Annotated in this window: 14 protein-coding genes; 2 read left to right on the top strand and 12 right to left on the bottom strand. The window is 45.9% G+C overall.

The features are described from left to right. Nucleotides 1-126 precede the first annotated feature (126 nt). From MKX40_RS10320 to MKX40_RS10295, 6 genes are all read right to left on the bottom strand, one after another. Entirely contained in the window at nucleotides 127-825 is a 699-nt protein-coding gene (locus MKX40_RS10320; RefSeq protein ID WP_339241292.1) for a hypothetical protein, read from the bottom strand. A 180-nt stretch (nucleotides 826-1,005) separates the two neighbouring features. After that, nucleotides 1,006-2,538 (bottom strand): ABC transporter substrate-binding protein, encoded by a 1,533-nt coding sequence (locus tag MKX40_RS10315; RefSeq protein WP_339241290.1) that lies wholly within the window; start codon nucleotides 2,536-2,538, stop codon nucleotides 1,006-1,008. 133 nt (nucleotides 2,539-2,671) lie between these two features. Then, nucleotides 2,672-3,580, bottom strand: coding sequence for a carbohydrate ABC transporter permease (locus MKX40_RS10310; protein WP_339241288.1), 909 nt, complete (start codon nucleotides 3,578-3,580; stop codon nucleotides 2,672-2,674). A gap of 17 nt (nucleotides 3,581-3,597) precedes the next feature. Further along, nucleotides 3,598-4,584 carry an ABC transporter permease subunit gene (locus MKX40_RS10305; RefSeq protein WP_339241286.1) on the bottom strand — a complete coding sequence of 329 codons (987 nt, stop codon included), beginning with the start codon at nucleotides 4,582-4,584 and terminating at the stop codon, nucleotides 3,598-3,600. Nucleotides 4,585-4,764: 180 nt separating this feature from the next. Further along, nucleotides 4,765-6,378 carry a helix-turn-helix domain-containing protein gene (locus tag MKX40_RS10300; protein ID WP_339241284.1) on the bottom strand — a complete coding sequence of 538 codons (1,614 nt, stop codon included), beginning with the start codon at nucleotides 6,376-6,378 and terminating at the stop codon, nucleotides 4,765-4,767. Next, the gene (locus MKX40_RS10295) at nucleotides 6,353-8,152 is read right to left on the bottom strand and encodes a sensor histidine kinase (protein ID WP_339241282.1); all 1,800 of its coding nucleotides are present in this window, start codon (nucleotides 8,150-8,152) and stop codon (nucleotides 6,353-6,355) included. Before MKX40_RS10295 ends, MKX40_RS10300 begins: the two co-directional genes overlap by 26 nt. Nucleotides 8,153-8,529: 377 nt before the next feature. On the opposite strand from MKX40_RS10295, the gene MKX40_RS10290 reads away from it, so the two are divergent. Next, nucleotides 8,530-9,972 (top strand): hypothetical protein, encoded by a 1,443-nt coding sequence (locus MKX40_RS10290; protein ID WP_339241280.1) that lies wholly within the window; start codon nucleotides 8,530-8,532, stop codon nucleotides 9,970-9,972. Nucleotides 9,973-10,233: 261 nt separating this feature from the next. On the opposite strand, the gene MKX40_RS10285 is transcribed toward MKX40_RS10290, so the two are convergent. The 5 genes from MKX40_RS10285 to MKX40_RS10265 all read right to left on the bottom strand — a co-directional run bounded on the left by MKX40_RS10285 (nucleotide 10,234) and on the right by MKX40_RS10265 (nucleotide 15,177). Beyond that, the gene (locus tag MKX40_RS10285; RefSeq protein ID WP_339241278.1) at nucleotides 10,234-10,833 is read right to left on the bottom strand and encodes a DUF4269 domain-containing protein; all 600 of its coding nucleotides are present in this window, start codon (nucleotides 10,831-10,833) and stop codon (nucleotides 10,234-10,236) included. A 2-nt stretch (nucleotides 10,834-10,835) separates the two neighbouring features. Beyond that, entirely contained in the window at nucleotides 10,836-11,039 is a 204-nt protein-coding gene (locus MKX40_RS10280) for a YwbE family protein (RefSeq protein WP_339243006.1), read from the bottom strand. 213 nt (nucleotides 11,040-11,252) lie between these two features. After that, complete coding sequence (locus tag MKX40_RS10275; protein WP_339241276.1) at nucleotides 11,253-12,041, bottom strand: polysaccharide deacetylase family protein; 789 nt, start codon at nucleotides 12,039-12,041, stop codon at nucleotides 11,253-11,255. Between the two features lie 63 nt (nucleotides 12,042-12,104). After that, the gene (locus MKX40_RS10270) at nucleotides 12,105-13,046 is read right to left on the bottom strand and encodes an aldo/keto reductase (protein ID WP_339241274.1); all 942 of its coding nucleotides are present in this window, start codon (nucleotides 13,044-13,046) and stop codon (nucleotides 12,105-12,107) included. A 106-nt stretch (nucleotides 13,047-13,152) separates the two neighbouring features. After that, nucleotides 13,153-15,177 (bottom strand): Na+/H+ antiporter, encoded by a 2,025-nt coding sequence (locus MKX40_RS10265; protein ID WP_339241271.1) that lies wholly within the window; start codon nucleotides 15,175-15,177, stop codon nucleotides 13,153-13,155. A gap of 213 nt (nucleotides 15,178-15,390) precedes the next feature. Here MKX40_RS10265 and MKX40_RS10260 point away from each other — a divergent pair, with 213 nt between their 5' ends. Beyond that, nucleotides 15,391-15,690 carry a hypothetical protein gene (locus MKX40_RS10260; protein ID WP_339241268.1) on the top strand — a complete coding sequence of 100 codons (300 nt, stop codon included), beginning with the start codon at nucleotides 15,391-15,393 and terminating at the stop codon, nucleotides 15,688-15,690. Between the two features lie 97 nt (nucleotides 15,691-15,787). Here the strand turns inward: MKX40_RS10260 and MKX40_RS10255 are convergent, their stop codons facing one another. Next, nucleotides 15,788-16,270 (bottom strand): MarR family transcriptional regulator, encoded by a 483-nt coding sequence (locus MKX40_RS10255; RefSeq protein ID WP_339241265.1) that lies wholly within the window; start codon nucleotides 16,268-16,270, stop codon nucleotides 15,788-15,790. Nucleotides 16,271-16,526 lie beyond the last annotated feature (256 nt).

Here is a 16,526-nt window from a genome sequence, read left to right as displayed (position 1 = left end):
CAAAAAGAGCCAGCCATGAGCCAGCTCTTAATCTGATTTTAGTATATCTCTTCGAACGTTCTATCTAGATTGATCTTATTCCACATCTGTTTATGTAATTATTCTTATTTTCTATAAAAATATCAACTATGGCATATCGTAATCAAACACCGTATTCGCTCCATCCACGCCTACATCGAGCACAATATCCATGAGTTTCCCGCTGACGTACAGTGGGGATTCCGCTTTCCCATAAAACTCCAATTCCCCTGTAAACGTTCCATGGGGTTCAATCTCAATATGTACTGGCCTTAATTGGACAGAACGCAAGGCTTCCAATAGTGGATCATCCTTAAACTTATAACTGCGTGCGAGATCAGGCAATAACACAGCGGATACGGGATCTCTACCGTAATTTTTGAGTGTCAGGTCACAGGTTGCTCGGGTCTCACCCGTTTTCAGTACGTTAAAGGTACATGAGCTTGCATTCTGTAGATAGGATACCGAATCTATGCCTTTAGCCTCCCACTTGGCTATATACATGAATTTATCCGTCATATACGAGTAACTGAGAACAAGAGCGAGAACAACTATCCACAACCCTTTCGCAAGTCCCGGAAACGACCGACCAATCTCTTTGCGAGTAAGATAAAAACCACAGGCGAAGATCCCCAATCCGAGGAAAAGTGTGATATGTACACCACTTAAATAAGATGTAGTATACGGTGATATACCTATTGCTGACAGTATTGTATCTCCAACAGAAAAACCAAGATGATGGTTAAATGTAAAGATGATCGCAAATAGCAATAAAGCCCCAGAGAACACAAGTCTGGTCCTCGACACACAAACACCCCCTAATCAACCACCTGATTATATCATATTTTTCCTAATTATGATTAACAATCCAAATCAAAAAAATAACAATAAAAGAACGTCTTCGGTTGTTCACCGAAAACGTCCTTTTGATTTGTCACCGACAAGAGCTTGTAGAATACAAGTCTCTTAGCATAACTGATGATCATTTTATTTACTTTTGGCAAGGAATGCATCGAGTTGTTCCTGTTTGGCTGCAATAATTTTATCAATTCCCGCTGCTTTCAATTTTTCCAGATATTTCGGAATCATTTCATTTGGATCAACGGCGCCCGATGTCATGCCCGGCTTGAACTGTTTGTTCACGTTGTTGACTGCAGCAATTTCATTTTTGACCGATTGACTGTTGAATGTAAAGCCCAGTGCTGGGGACTTCACACCTTTGGCGTTAAATTCTTTGAACTTTTCCCACTTTTGCGGGTCTTCATTATCCCAGAGGAAGTTCAGGAACTGGTTACCAAGCTGCCACTGGGCACCTGGATTGTAGGTACGACTGTTGGCATCTACGCCTTCAGGGAGAGTAATGATATTATCCTGTCCGTCTTTTTTCACATAGTGGGTGCCTTCAATTCCGAAGTTCAGCAAGTTGTTAATTTCCTTGTCGGAATGCAGCAGGTTAATGACCTGCATCGCTTTCTCCGGTTGCTCGGAAGAACGGGAGATTGCAAGCATTGCTCCAGATGCATCACCTGTCGTGATTGTCGGCTGTGTCATCTCAATCTGAGTCAGTGGGAAACCCACATACCCTTCTTCTTCTTTATCCTTGCCTGGCTTCATGCCATCTGTCCAGAGAAACGCTTTTCCAGCCTTCGCTTGGTCTTTCGGAAATACATTGGACGTAGCAGCATCACTATTGATATATCCTGCTTGATACCACTTGCGGGCGAGTTCAGCCGCTTCTTTGAATTCAGGCGTCTCCACTTCATTCAGAACCGTTGTTCCGCCTGCAGTTTTGGAGATCACTCCAGGTACGGAAGCATCACCGAGATAATCCCAATCCAGATTCTCTAACAGCCCGTTACCATTGGTGTTGGACATATAGAATGGTGTAATGCCTGGCTCGTTTTCCTTGATTGTTTTGAGCAGTGGCTCCAGATCAGCCCAAGTCTTTACAGCCGTCAGGTCCAGCTTATACTTGTCAGCCAGATCTTTACGTACCAACACACCCCGTGTGGCAGCGAGTTCCTTATTCGTAGGAACCCCGTAATTCACGCCGTCCACCTGGGAACCTTCCAGAAAGGCAGGGTCCAGGTTTTTCTTGATATCCTGACCATAGGTATCCAGCAGATCATTCAATGGCAAGAATGCACCTTTCGCTACATTCACCGTGTAGTTCTGCCAAGCTGCAGTGAAGATAATGTCTGATTTTTCACCCGAGGAGATCATGAGATTCAGCTTGTTATCCCATTGCCCCCAGTCAATCGCATTGATCTTAAGCGTGGCTCCAATCTTCGGCTCCATCTTTTTGTTAATCTCGGCTTCCACCAGAGCGACATCCTTCTGTGGTGTCCCTGGATAAAACAGTGTCACTTCGTAGGGTTTGCCCCCACCTTCACTTGCTCCTCCGCCTTCTGCGCCAGGTGTTGTTGTTCCACCCTTGTCTGTTGAGCAAGCTGCCAGCACCAGGCTCAGCGCCATAACTGTTGCCATCATGCGTGACCATACCTTTAATGATCTAACCAATTGAACCCCTCCTGTCATGTGTTGAACCATACAACCGATTTCCCCAATTCACAAATAAACCTGTAACTACTTCTGTATATGCCCTTTCAGTCCATCTTCATTTACCTTGCCCTCTCCGCTAACCGGTTCAGAGTTATCCCTTCACAGCGCCAACCGTAAGACCTTTGATGAAATAACGCTGGAAGAACGGATATGCCAGTACAATGGGACCAATACCGACCACAGCCATCGCCATTTGCAGCGTTTTGTTAGGCAGATTCAGCAAGCCACCCTGCGACGAAATCTGTGAAGAGACGTTGGAGTTGGTTGTTAAATATTGAATATCGAGCAGCGTTCGATACATAAGGTACTGAAGGCTGATCGTCCGGTTATCTGATATAAAAATCATGCTAAGGTACCAGTCATTCCAGTAATTCAGTGTACTGAACAACGCGACGGTTGCCATAACGGGAAGAGAGAGCGGTAGTACGATACGTGCAAACGTTCTCAATTCTCCTGCACCATCAATCCGAGCGGATTCCAGAATGGACACCGGAATGGAGTTCGCGAAGAATGTACGCATAACCAGTACAAAGAATGGGGATAGCAGTAGCGGCAGTATGAGTGCCAATATGGAGTTTTTCAGATCCAATACATTGACATAGACCAGATACCAAGGTACCAGACCTCCATTGAACAACATTGTGAAAAAGATGAAAAAGGCGAACCAGCCCCGGTAAGGCAGATCTCTTCGCGAGAGCGGATACGCATACAATGCGGTCAGCGCAACACTTGTTATGGTACCTACAACGGTAACAATAAAGGATATACCATACGAGTGAAGGATCTGATCCATATCTCTGAACAGAAACTCATAAGCCGTCAGGCTGAACTTCTCTGGAATAAGCTTATATCCATTGGCAATTACGGTTGTCTCGTCCGAAAATGAGATGGCGAAGACAAGCAGGATCGGCACAATACAGGCAACGGCATAGAATAGAAACATCGCATGAATAACGGATGCGGAACGCTTCGATACGGCTAGTGGATCATGTGATTTCACAGCTGACTTGCCTCCTCTCAAAATAATGCATTATCTTTATCTATTCGTCTTACAATGGTATTGGATACAAGAACCAGCACAAATCCGACGATGGCTTGATATAGACCTGCTGCTGATGACATTCCGATATCTCCACCGATAAGGAACGTACGATATACATAAGTATCCAGTACATTTGTTACAGGGAACAGTGCTCCTGACTCCAATGGAACCTGGTAGAACAGGCTGAAGTCCGCATAGAATATACGGCCAATCTGCAATAACGTCATAATGACGATTAATGGTATGAGGAACGGAATGGTGATGAAGCGGATCTGATGCCATTTGGTTGCTCCATCGAGCACAGCTGCTTCATAGTATTCTTCATCGATACCCACGACAGCTGCCAGATAGATGACGGCATAATATCCAATGTTCTTCCAAGTATTCACCAGTGGCAAAATATACGGCCAATACTTCGGCTCGGAATACCAGTCGATCGGCTGACCGCCGAACATCTGCAGAATTGTGGAGTTCATGAACCCTGAATCCTTGCCCAGGAAAGCCAGTACCAGATAACTGACCACAATCATGGACAGGAAATACGGCAATAACATAAGTGATTGATATAACTTGGACATTGCCTTGTTTTTCACTTCATTGAGCAGAATAGCAAGCCCGACACCTACAAAGAGATTCAGTGCAATAAACACGGTGTTATACGCGAGTGTATTTCGGGTAATTTCCCATGCATCACTGGTTGAGAACAAATATTTGAAATTGTCCCATCCACTCCACGGGCTTCCCCAAATACCATCAGCATAGTTTACATTTTTGAATGCGATCAGAACGCCGAACATCGGCATATAGTTGTTCACCAGCAGAAACAGGACACCTGGCAAGAACATGAGATACAGCACCTTGAATTTGCCAAGATTGTGCCACACAGACTTGCGCTTTCGGACTGTTTCTCCCGGTATTTCCGATATCCGTACTCCCTTACCCGCCTGGGGTTGTGTCTTCATAACTTGTTCTCCCTCACTCCTCTTGAATTCTTCCTCAGGATGAAGCTCCGTTGCGGCTCCTGTGGTTCAAGTATACGGCGGGGAAAGTAAGACCTCTATCTGCTGTGGTGACCTGTTGACTTATCAAATTATGACTTTAGTACCAAAAAAAACAAAAGACGCAGCATGCTGCGCCCTGGACTATACGGTACGTGACTGTTTACGAAACTCCTGTGGTGTGATCCCCGTGCACTTTTTGAACATTTTGGTGAAATGCGAGTAATTATAATACCCCACCTTGCCAGCGATGTCCGTTACCTTGACGGTGGACTGGGACAACAACGTTTTCGCTTTAGCTACTCTGCCCTGCAGGATAAACTCAGATAGGGACATGCCCTTCTCTTTCCGAAACAGACGGGATAGATAAGCGGGATTGAATCCGGCAAAAGCTGCAAGTTCCTCTCGCATAAGTTCTTCACCAATATGGGTTTCAATATAAACGCACAACTGATCCACAATGGTCATAGGACTATGATCGTCCGGGTACAACACCGGGATAACACGATCAATCAGATCCGACGTCCACTGCTTCAACTGCGGCAGCGACCTTGTCACCATACTCTCTTCCGGCTCCCGTTCACCCGGATACAGACTGCGTATTGACACGTTCTTCTGATGAAGCAGTGGATAGACCACATGCAGCATGGCATGGTAGTAGAGATGCAGCATTTCAGGAGACAATCCCTCCTGGGCAGCAAGCAATTCAAAAATTTCATCCACACGTTCTCGCAAATCCCCTACTTTCCCCGTCTCAAAAAGAATGGATAATTCCGAAAACCATGGAATAGGCAAAAAGCGATCTTCCTGATCTCTTCCCCGCTCATCATAGACAAAAACTTCTTCAAGCTCCTTAATATTGCGGCGTTCCATATCCATCAGTTCATTTAACATGCCTTGCAGTTCAGTTACAGCAACCGGGACACCAACATAACAGGACAAGCGGCAGTAAAAATACGTACCACAATCCTGGATATACCCCTGACAACGTTGTGCCACTTCGCTCGCACTCGGGATGATGCCGTCTTGCTCGTAAGCGAGTACAATATTCAATCCACTTTGATCCTGAAACACCTCACCCGGCTTGTTGCCAAGCAGGATCTCCCTGGCTGCATTACGGAGCGCATATTCCAGCACCTCCTCGTCGCGCAGGTCAAACTCACGCAGCCACTCCTCTACAGAGATCACAATGGGTAACACACGAGCCTGCGGATCAATCTCGGCACCATACAATTCTGCGAGCTCTTGCAACCGTTGTTTGGTTAACGTGATGCGCTGAGAGATGGCATCTTTCCAGAAGCGTTCTGTTAGTAGCGGTTTATGGGTCTTCCAGCGCTTGTATACGGTCTCATAAACTTCGTTGGTACGGGTACGCTGCTCTCCATCCTTGATCTTCTCCACCGCCTGGGTTACTACCTTAATCAATTGATCCGCTGGAGCCGGCTTCAACACATAATCAAAGCTATTTAGCTTGATGGCTGTCTGAGCATAATCGAATAAAGCATGCCCTGTCAGGAAAATGGTCAGTATGCCTGGATCATGTTTTAACACCCAGCTTTGCAGGTCAAGTCCTGTTTCACCAGGCATCTCGATATCACAGATCATAATATCAATAGCATTTGCTCTTAAGATTTCTCTTGCCTCTTCGGCATCACAAGCACTGAATACCTGCTCGACGCCTGCTGCTTGCCAGTTAACGCCTTCCACCATCGCTTGTAATGCATACACTTCATCATCCACGATCAACAGGTTCCGCATGGGCTCCCCCTTCCTCCTCTTCGGTCTGTGCGGGCAAATCAATGATGACTTTGGCGCCATGATCCGCCCCATTTCCAAACTGCAAACTGGCTTGATCACCATACTTCACTAAAAGCCGATGAGCCACGTTCCATATACCGATATGCTGTCCACTCGGGTCTTCAGTGTACTTTCCATGTTGCAGACGCTCCAATAACTCCTTATCAAATCCGACACCATTATCTGCAATCATCAATTGAAGCACCGTGCCATCGACCTGACCGGATGAGTTCGTACCGAAACGTGCCACGATCCGAATGACGAAGGCTTGCGTCCGGCGCTGAAATCCATGAATAATGGCATTCTCCACAAAGGGCTGAATGGTTAAAGGAGGAATCACATAATGCTCCAGATTCGGTTCGACATCCAGTTCAAAATCGAATCTGCTTGGAAACCTCAGCTTTTGAATTTCCAAGTAATGACGAATGTGCTCCAGCTCTTCATCCAGACGAATGACACGTTTGCCTGCGCGCAGACTGAATCGAAAATAATCGGCAAGATGACCCGCCATCTGCTGCACCAACTCATGCTTTTGCAAGGAAGCCAGACTATGAATAATATTAAGTGAATTCAGGTAAAAGTGAGGATTAATTTGCATCTGTAATTGTTTGAACTCTGCCTCCCGCGTTCGCAGTTGTTCCTCATACACATCAATCTTCAGATGCCTGATCTCACTGGTCATCTGATTGAAACTTCGTGTCATAAATTCAAGTTCCGAAGAAGATGGCGGGTCCAGCTTCACATCGAGATCTCCACGGCTCACCCTTCTCATACCTCGAATCAACGCATTCATTGGGCGGAATAACAGATGCCGCAAAAAGATCAGTGCAGTAACCAGAATTACTGCCGCACCGATGGGGAGCAGACGAATGATCTGCTGGAAAAACGGGAGGTTACGCATCATGTCTTCCTCAGGCAGCAGCACGATATAATTCATCTGGGACATCGCCGAGGCAATACCCAACATCAGATATTGACGTGCTTCTCCCTTGTTCACAACTTCGGAGATCACCTGATACGGATCTTTCAGGCCAGGAAGATGCGCTGCAGCAAGCTGAATCTGTGCAGTAGTCAAAGTGGAATCAGATAATGCGCCACCGTCTGTTCCAACAATAACTGCGCCACTCCGATCCCCGGATTCAGTGAATGGTTGTGTGTGATTCAATGCATTCATATCGACAAGTGCACCTGCATAGAACTGCTGGTTGATTCGCACCGTTTTGACCAGTGCATTCCACGTCCCGCCACGCACGATGCTCCATTCCGGCTTCTGGATATCCCCTTCCAATTGCTGCATCTGGACAGGCATACTCTCCTGCACAACCGACTTTTTGACATCATAATTGCCTGAAGTGGCGAGCAGCAGATCATCATTCACGGCATCATATAGAAAAAAAGAATCGATTAGATTATAAAAACCGATATCTGTCATGAATTTGTTCATAATTCGTTGCTTGGCAATAATATAATCGCCGCTGCCATATTTCAGAAAAAACAGAGAGATAATATCCGGGTCCCTCTCGCCCAGACTATATAAATACCGATTCGTCTCCTGTAATACACGTTCATTCTGCTCCACACTCTTGGCGAGATGACTCATATTGGTGAGGGATACTTTGTCACGGACGACTTTCATGGCGTAGACGTTGTTGTAATAAAGCAGCATGAATAGTGGCAGCATGATCAATGTAAGACCCACGATAAATTTAAAACGAAGTGAACGGATCAAGTTCATGGATTCCCGCCCTTTTGGAGGTAGTTCAAGAAGTCTGCTTTTGAACACACACTTTTTTTGATTCAACATCATTTTTCTATTTTCTTCCTTATGATGGCATGTTTATTGTAATCACCCTTGCTTGCCATTGTCTATGGGTTCCCGTGACCTTCATATGTCAATTCTGGTGACTTTCATCCGCTCCCATTTCGATAGTAACAAGCTTCATGTTGTAATAAATTCTCCAGTTGTAAAAAAAATCCTTCATTATTACTCTGAAGCTTCTCCCTAAAAATAAATGATGTAGCAAGCCCCGGACTCCACGAACGCCCGGTCTTGACATGCATACGATATATCACTCCTTGGGTTATTCACCAGGATGTAGGGAGGCCTGTTCAATGAATATTCAACTCACTGCATTACATTATGTCTATCTGGCATTTATCGTCTTGATCATCGCCGTAATGATCCGGCGCAGGGACACCACGATCATCTGTGTCGCGGGTATTATGACCATTGGACTTCTGGCAACCGAAACCTTAAGCGGCTCAGTTGCCGGGATCTTCAGCAGTTTTATCTATGCAACAAAAGAATTGATAAGTACGATCTTTATCATCTCGATTATTGTAGCGATGAGCCGTGTTCTGATCAGAACCGGTATTAATGAGGTCATGGTGACACCCGTCACCCGGTTTATCCGTTCTCCTCAGGTCGCATATTGGGGTATCGGATTGATTATGATGGTCGTATCGCTATTTTTCTGGCCATCGCCGGCCGTAGCACTCGTCGGTGCAGTTCTTCTTCCTGTAGCGGTGCGTGTAGGTCTTCCTCCCATTGGAGCTGCCATTGCCATGAACCTGTTTGGACACGGGATTGCACTGTCAGGAGATTACATTATTCAGGGGGCTCCCAAACTCACAGCTGATGCAGCCGGTCTACCCGTTACTTCCGTCATGACGGCCAGCATCCCTTTGGTTATTGTCATGGGAACCGTATCTACCCTTACAGCCTTCTGGATGCTGCGCAAAGAGATGAGATCAGGCTCACCTGTTCATTCCCCAGATGCCATATCAGGTACCGTGAGCACGGAACCCTCTTCCTCATCAGAGACTGTGCCCACCACCCTACCTGCTAATCAGCCTGTTCAAGGTCAAGTGATGTCACCCCGTCTGCAAAAAGCTTTTGCACTGCTTATCCCTCTGTTATTCGCAGTTGATGTGATTCTGATGTTTGTATTGAAGTTGCAAGGCGGCGATGCAACCGCTCTGATTGGTGGAACCGCTGTGGTCATACTGATCGCTGTCACCCTTGCCGCACATCGTCATGCTGGACCTGAGGAAACGACCCATTATTTAATAGAAGGATTTCAGTTTGGTTTCAAGGTATTTGGACCGGTTATTCCCATAGCTGCGTTTTTTTATCTGGGAGATGCTGCAATTACGGAGTTGTTCAGCAACCCTCTTCCTGAAGGTTCTCACGGGATCGTGAATGATCTCGGGGTCGCACTTGCTGGACTGGTACCACTGAATGGAACCGTGGGCGCAATTACAATGACGGTGACCGGAGCAGTGACCGGAATGGATGGTTCGGGGTTCTCGGGTATTTCCCTGGTTGGCTCGATTGCGTCCATGTTCGCAGGTTCGGCAGGTTCTGCACCTGTGCTGACCGCGCTGGGTCAGGTTGCAGCCATATGGGTAGGTGGCGGAACCTTGATTCCATGGGCGTTAATTCCTGCTGCTGCAATCTGCGGAGTCAGTCCTTTTGAACTTGCAAGACGCAACCTGAAGCCTGTATTGCTGGGACTTACGGTAACGACGATTGTAGCCATCTTTCTGATCTGAGCAAAGGTTATTTACACTGACACTTCGATGACAGAAGCACTTTCCAATCGCTGTTATTCCCAGATTTTTTGATTCCCTTGATAAAGGGAAAATCCGGTAATAAGCATATGCTTCCGATGTAGCTTTCTTTCAGAAAGCTTTTAGGCGAAGTGTATGCTTTAGAAGTAGCTTTCTTGTAGAAAGCTTGTAGCTTCGCTTTTTCAGGTTTTTTCTGTCCTCTCCGTTATCGTGTAAATGATTAGTTCATCTCAAATAGACATTTTAAAAAAACGTGCGTGAACGCGCCCATCTCCAGAGCTCTTCACGCTTCATCTCGGCCAGATGCAGCATCTCCACATATGGATCTCCCTGTAATCCAAGTACAGAAGCAAATGCAGGCTCCGTCTTCCATCCTGCTTGTTTTAGTCTGCGGATCTCACGATGTCCTGCGTCTCCCCACAGTTGTAACAATCTCCACTCCACAATCATATGTAGGTATGCATTCTGCCTGTTAACTGGCACGGATTGGGCAAAAATCTCCACAGGCCAATGTCCCACTTGCAAATGACAAGTCACATAAGGACGTTGGTCTGGAAGATCCCCACCACGAACACATTGAAACTCACCAATCGCTCCGATCTGTTCATACATCTCAGCTTCAAAGGCATCCAGATCCTCCGCATAACACAGCAGATCCAGATCACTGCCCGGAACATCAACATCAATCGGTACTGTGCCCGCCGGATAGGGGTGGTAGGCAGCTAATAGTTCGAGCAAACCACTGCTCTGTATTACGCGATATGCGTCCTGCTGACGTGCATTACCCGAAGCCAGATGTGCCATTACTTCTGCGGTCGTGCTCATTTCAACGCCTTGAGCCACAGTTAGTTCGATCCTGTAATGACCTGTTTCACACGTCCAACTTGGCCACTCGTCAGTCGTACTTTGATTCCGTGTGGATGGGTAGGGGACTTGGTTAACAGATCCTTTACAATGCCACGTGTCAGCTTACCTGTAGCTTGGTCCTGCTTCAATACAATGTCGACTTCAAGACCCGGTTTAATATTTATTCGTTGTTGTCCATTCATCATGTTCACTCTCCTCTATGTCATCATTCATATCATGGTTCAAGTAGCTCTTCATACAAAGCTCCATCTATTGTAGACGTTTTGGTTTCAAAACAAAAGGGAGACAGACAACACTTCCCACTCCTGGATTCATGTTTCATATGGAGATCAAATATAAAGAAACCGCAGGTCTCTATATCCCAAGGCCTGCGGTTTCTAATTGAATTGCAATATCTAGGGCTTCACATGCTTCAACGAAGAAGAAGGTGCAGCCCCATCCTTCGCAGCTTCACGTGCCTTCACAGCAAGCAGCTCAGACACCGTCACGAATCGATATCCCTGCTGCTGTAACTTTGGCAAAATCGTTTTGAGTGCAGCTACCGTATGGGATTTGCCTTCCACCTTATCATGGAAGAGTACAATATCCCCATTACGGGCGTTATTCAGTACTTTTTTAACGATAGCCGACACACCTGGGGAAGCCCAGTCTCGTGTATCCTGATGCCAGGACCAGAGTACGATGGTATACCCTTTTTGTTTGGCAGCCTGAATGACCATATCATTGTAATAACCGCCAGGCGGTCTGAACAACAAGGGCCGCTCCGCACCCGCTTCAATGATGGAACTTTCCGCTGCGTTCATATCCTTCATGTACTTGTCCGCACGTGTTGATCGGACTGCATACGTGTGCGCATACGTATGATTGGCGATTTCATGCCCTTCGAGCTGTTCCTGCTTAATCAGTTCAGGAAATTTCTCTGCCCATTTGCCTAGTACAAAAAAGGTTCCTTTGGCTTGATATTGCTGAAGCAATGCCAGAATCTGCGGAGTCTGAACCGGATCTGGTCCATCATCAAAGGTCAGAGCGATGAGTTTATCCTGTGTGGGAACTTCCCACACGATCTCTCCTCGTTCCTCATAATACTGACGGTTCTTCTGTACAGGCTTCGCATAAGCAGAACTGCTACCCAGCAAAATAATTAGCGTGAACAATCCGATGACTCGGGCTGCCTTCAGGTTCATGTTGTGTCCTCACTTTGTCTTCAAACGTAAACTCCCTGTTAGCATTTCCCGATTCACCCGAACTCATGAACGAAAGATCTGATCCACGACGGCAATTTCTTCAGCAGTTAATTCCACATTTAATGTTTGCAGATTGTTAATGACCTGCTCTGGTCTCTTCGCACCTGGAATCAGTGCATCAATCGAAGGCTGCGTCAGGTACCAGGCCAGAACCAGATGAGCAACCTCAACATCCTTGGATTGTGCTATGCTGCGCAGTTGCTCAACTTTATCCAAATTTTCGATGAAGGCTTCACCCGTGAACAGCGGATTCTTCGCCCGTCCATCCTGAAAGGTTGTATTACGATTATATTTACCACCGAGCAGTCCAGCTGCCAGTGGGAAGTAAGGCACAAAAGAAATATTATGCTCAGCCGTATACGGCAACAGCTCTTTCTCCGCTTCTCTTTTGAACAGATTATATTCTGACTGTAATACGTCTACATGCCCGTCTTTGTTGGCTTCACGTAACTGATCAATGGAGAAATTAGATACGCCAATCGCACGAATTTTACCAGCGTCTTTAAATTGTTTTAACGCATCTACCGCTTCATCCTTAGGCGTATGTTCATCCGGAAAGTGAATGTAGAACAGATCAATGTAATCCGTTTGCAGACGTTTCAACGCCTCATCCACGGATGTCTTCAGAAAAGCAGGTGAGTTATCCATGACAATCTTGCCATCCACCAACTTATGAGCTGCCTTGGTCGCAATGATGGTATTCTGACGCTGACCGGTTTCCTTCAATACTTCGCCGATCAATCGCTCTGAATGCTCAGGTCCGTAAATATATGCCGTATCCAGAAAGTTAATCCCTTGTTTCAAAGCTGTACGAACTACTTCCTTACCCGTCTCATCATTCAGCATATCCGGATAGATATTATGCCCTCCTACAGCATTTGCACCCAGTCCAATGGGATTTACGACCAGATCGGTCTTGCCCAACCGTATTTGTTGTTTTGCCATGTGTCATCTCTCCCTTACTGATCGATATATAATGGATAGTGATTCATTTTCTTGTTCCATAGTATATCAGACCGTTTAACTTATTTAAAATATCGGATTTATCGGATTAGGTATTTTTCAACGCAGTTGCTTCCACATCATTAATAAACCGGCGCAGCTTGGCAGCCACATCACGATTAATCTCACCGTTCTCATACAATTGTTGCACTGTATTGCGCTGTTCCTGAATCGCCACCATCTGCAACTCAAGCTTCTCCTGATTAAACGGATCTTCCATTTTCCCTTGGTTCCAGGTTCGCAGTTTGGCAATGACACGTTCATATTTGGCGATGACTGACAAAGCTACGATTCGATTCCCATCGTTCATATGGGCACGAATGGCCTTAATTGCCGCTTCAGAGGTGCGTAACTTCACCTGACGGAAAAGTTCTGCATTTTCTAGCATGAAGGGTTGACTCGGCTTTTGGGATCGATTGGTGAATAGATGACCCAGCATACGCCCGATCCCATTGATTGAGGTCATCATCTGAGTGTTTGCGCGATTGGCCAACATCATTTCCTTACGATCCAGCCAACTGTCACATTTGAAAGCAGCATCGGAAGCAATTGCATTTTCATCCAGCATCGCTTCGATTTCTTTTCGCTCCGCTCGGGTGGCAATCAGGTTAATAGCTGTTTCCTGTTTCTGGATATATTTGCGTTTATCCGCGGTAAGCTGACCTGCGGCCTGCCTGATATATTTGGACAGATCGGAGACGACCGCTAGTGCTGCAGCTTTGTTTTCATCATTCATTTCGGATTTGACAGCCCGTATTGCGGCATTCAGCATAATGTCATGTGCTTTTCGCTCGGACTTCTGTGGTGTTTCTTCGCTGGATCCCCCAGCGTTCTTAGCCAAAACCGGAAGAAACACACTCGCCGCAATCAGGGAGAAAAGGATAACCCCTGCCGCCAGGAAAATAATGAGATCCCGTTCAGGGAAAGGTGAACCATCCTGAAGCACATAAGGAATGGAGAAGGCACCCGCCAATGTGACAGCCCCACGTACCCCAGATAGGGAAATAATCGTGATATCCTTGAATTTGGGCCTGCCTATAGAGGATTTGGTACGCAGCCATTCATTCCCTTGCCAGAACAGATAGATCCAGAGAAAGCGCAGAACCAGCAGTAGCACCGAGATCAAGCCCACATAGCCCAGCACTTGCAGATTATTAAACGATACATTTTCGAAAATGGTACTTAGAACATCCGGGACCTGTACACCCAGAATTACAAACACCAGACCATTTAGTATAAATAAAATGACTGACCATGTGCTGGCAGATACCACCTGCATTTTCAGCTGAACCGATTCAGCGCGGTCACGCTCAATGGCGTGGATAATACCGCCTGCCACTACCGCAAGAATACCTGATACCCCAATTTCTTCACTTACCAGATAGATGATAAATGGCGTGAGTATTTGCAACAGCATGTGAATTGTTACATCTTCCATGCCCAGTCTGCGAATCCACATCCCGAGCCGGATTAACAGAAAAGATAACAATGCACCGACGAGAAGTCCGCCAATGGCAATCAGAATAAAACTGAAGGTTGCCTGTGCCAGGGAAAACACACCTGTGACCGTGGCTGCAATGGCGAATTTGAAGGCGACCAAGCCGGATGCATCATTCATTAATGCTTCACCTTCAAGAAGCCTATGTATGCTTTTAGGCAAATGTACTCGTCCTGCCATAGCACCAACGGCCACTGCATCTGTCGGGGACAATATGGCTGCAAGAGCAAAAGCCGCGGGTAACGGAATCGTAGGAATCAGCCAATGAATGGCATATCCCGCCACAACCACCGTCACGAACACAAGTCCCAGCGCAAGCAGAAGGATAGGTGCACGCAGATTCCATAATTCATTCCTTGGTGTTCGCTTCCCATCGTTGTATAACAAAGGTGCGATAAAAAGTACAAAGAACAATTCCGGATTCAACTGCAAGTGTACCCCGGCAGGAAGCAGAGCTATGGCTACACCGAGCACGATTTGAATGAGCGGAACGGGAATAAAAGGTACAAACCGGTTGAGGATGTTCGATAAACCGATCAGTACCAGTAAAACAAGTACGGCTATAAATATTTCCATGATGACAATCCCTTTCCGCTATAGAAGTGTGAAACCTTTGTTGTATAGGTTTATTTTAACATAATCCAGACTTTGTTATAAAAATGTTGTCATATTCATATACCCAACCAACTGGTCTCAGACTAGTCTATTTTGAAGAATTCTGATGGATTCTGTATATAAGATGTTACAATATGCTCAGGACAATACCCGTTTGGAAAGGAACTTGTATCTATGGCATTTGGAATTAAACGACAAGAGTTGGCTGCGTGGAAGGAACAAGTTGCTCGTGGTGAGATTGCGTACCTCACTCATTTCTGGATTGACAACCGATTCCCCGGCATCACCAGTGTCACCAAAGTTGGCTGTTCAGATCTGGAACGTCTCGAGTGTTGGTGTAACGATCACGGGTTGGACCCGCGATATATTCATCAGCGGCAGCCATTTCCCCACTTTGACCTGATGGGCAGGAAACAAAAAGAAGTGTTGATTCAGGAAGGATTGACGGATCATGTGGTTCGCTTTCATTTGTGAACAAACTCAAAAACGCCAGTCTTCAAGGCTCATCCCCCCGCAAAAAGGGACGAACTCATGAGGACTGACGTCTTCAAAAGAACAAGTCATATATGCATTATCGATGGATCTGCTCAAACGACTTCATGTTCTCCAGCAGTTTCAGTTCAATTTTCTTCAACATGCCGAACATCTGCTGCTGCTCCTCTTCGGAAAGTGCTTGCAACAATTCCCACGTCATTCGGCCACGATTCGCATTAAGTGTCTTCGCAAGCTGCGCCCCTTCATCCGTTAAGGACAGCCAAACAATTCTACGATCTTCTTCACTGCGCACCCTCTGGATCAAGCCTTCCGTTTCCAGTTGATTCAGTACAATCGTGGTTGCACCGGAGGACAAGCTGAGTTGTCTCGCCACATCAACCGCCATACAGCGTTGTTCACGTAAAATCATGCCCAATATATGACTTTTTGTCGGATTCAGTTTACAGTTGGTTTCGGTCTTCTGCTGCTGATCCAATACTTTATTTTTATATCTGAAGAAGGCCTCCAACAATTGATCTACATTTGCCAATTGAGAGTTTCGCTCCGTATCCGGGCTCATAAACGTTCCTCCTGCCTTTCATCATAACCTACCTTATATTGTAACATATTTACACTATGATGTTTGTGAAAAATACGCTTGTATTGGACACCTTATACTCTACCGAAAGACTTGTGTTCTATTTTGGGTTGTACCTATTGCATTATGGCAACGGGTTTGTTTATAATAACCTATATCTTCAAAGTTACTTTTAGTTACTTAATGATTTTAATAAATTTGTTGTTATAAAGTAAACAAGAGTCACCATTATACTGCA

The organism is Paenibacillus sp. FSL R5-0517, assembly GCF_037974355.1.
GTDB lineage: Bacteria > Bacillota > Bacilli > Paenibacillales > Paenibacillaceae > Paenibacillus.
This window is presented reverse-complemented; position numbering and strand designations above follow the sequence as displayed.

Coding starts and splice junctions, on each gene's coding strand:
- MKX40_RS10305 (WP_339241286.1), bottom strand. CDS start 4,584: ATGAAGACACAACCCCAGGCGGGTAAGGGAGTACGGATATCGGAAATA.
- MKX40_RS10300 (WP_339241284.1), bottom strand. CDS start 6,378: ATGCGGAACCTGTTGATCGTGGATGATGAAGTGTATGCATTACAAGCG.
- MKX40_RS10295 (WP_339241282.1), bottom strand. CDS start 8,152: ATGAACTTGATCCGTTCACTTCGTTTTAAATTTATCGTGGGTCTTACA.
- MKX40_RS10290 (WP_339241280.1), top strand. CDS start 8,530: ATGAATATTCAACTCACTGCATTACATTATGTCTATCTGGCATTTATC.
- MKX40_RS10280 (WP_339243006.1), bottom strand. CDS start 11,039: ATGAATGGACAACAACGAATAAATATTAAACCGGGTCTTGAAGTCGAC.
- MKX40_RS10275 (WP_339241276.1), bottom strand. CDS start 12,041: ATGAACCTGAAGGCAGCCCGAGTCATCGGATTGTTCACGCTAATTATT.
- MKX40_RS10270 (WP_339241274.1), bottom strand. CDS start 13,046: ATGGCAAAACAACAAATACGGTTGGGCAAGACCGATCTGGTCGTAAAT.
- MKX40_RS10265 (WP_339241271.1), bottom strand. CDS start 15,177: ATGGAAATATTTATAGCCGTACTTGTTTTACTGGTACTGATCGGTTTA.
- MKX40_RS10260 (WP_339241268.1), top strand. CDS start 15,391: ATGGCATTTGGAATTAAACGACAAGAGTTGGCTGCGTGGAAGGAACAA.
- MKX40_RS10255 (WP_339241265.1), bottom strand. CDS start 16,270: ATGAGCCCGGATACGGAGCGAAACTCTCAATTGGCAAATGTAGATCAA.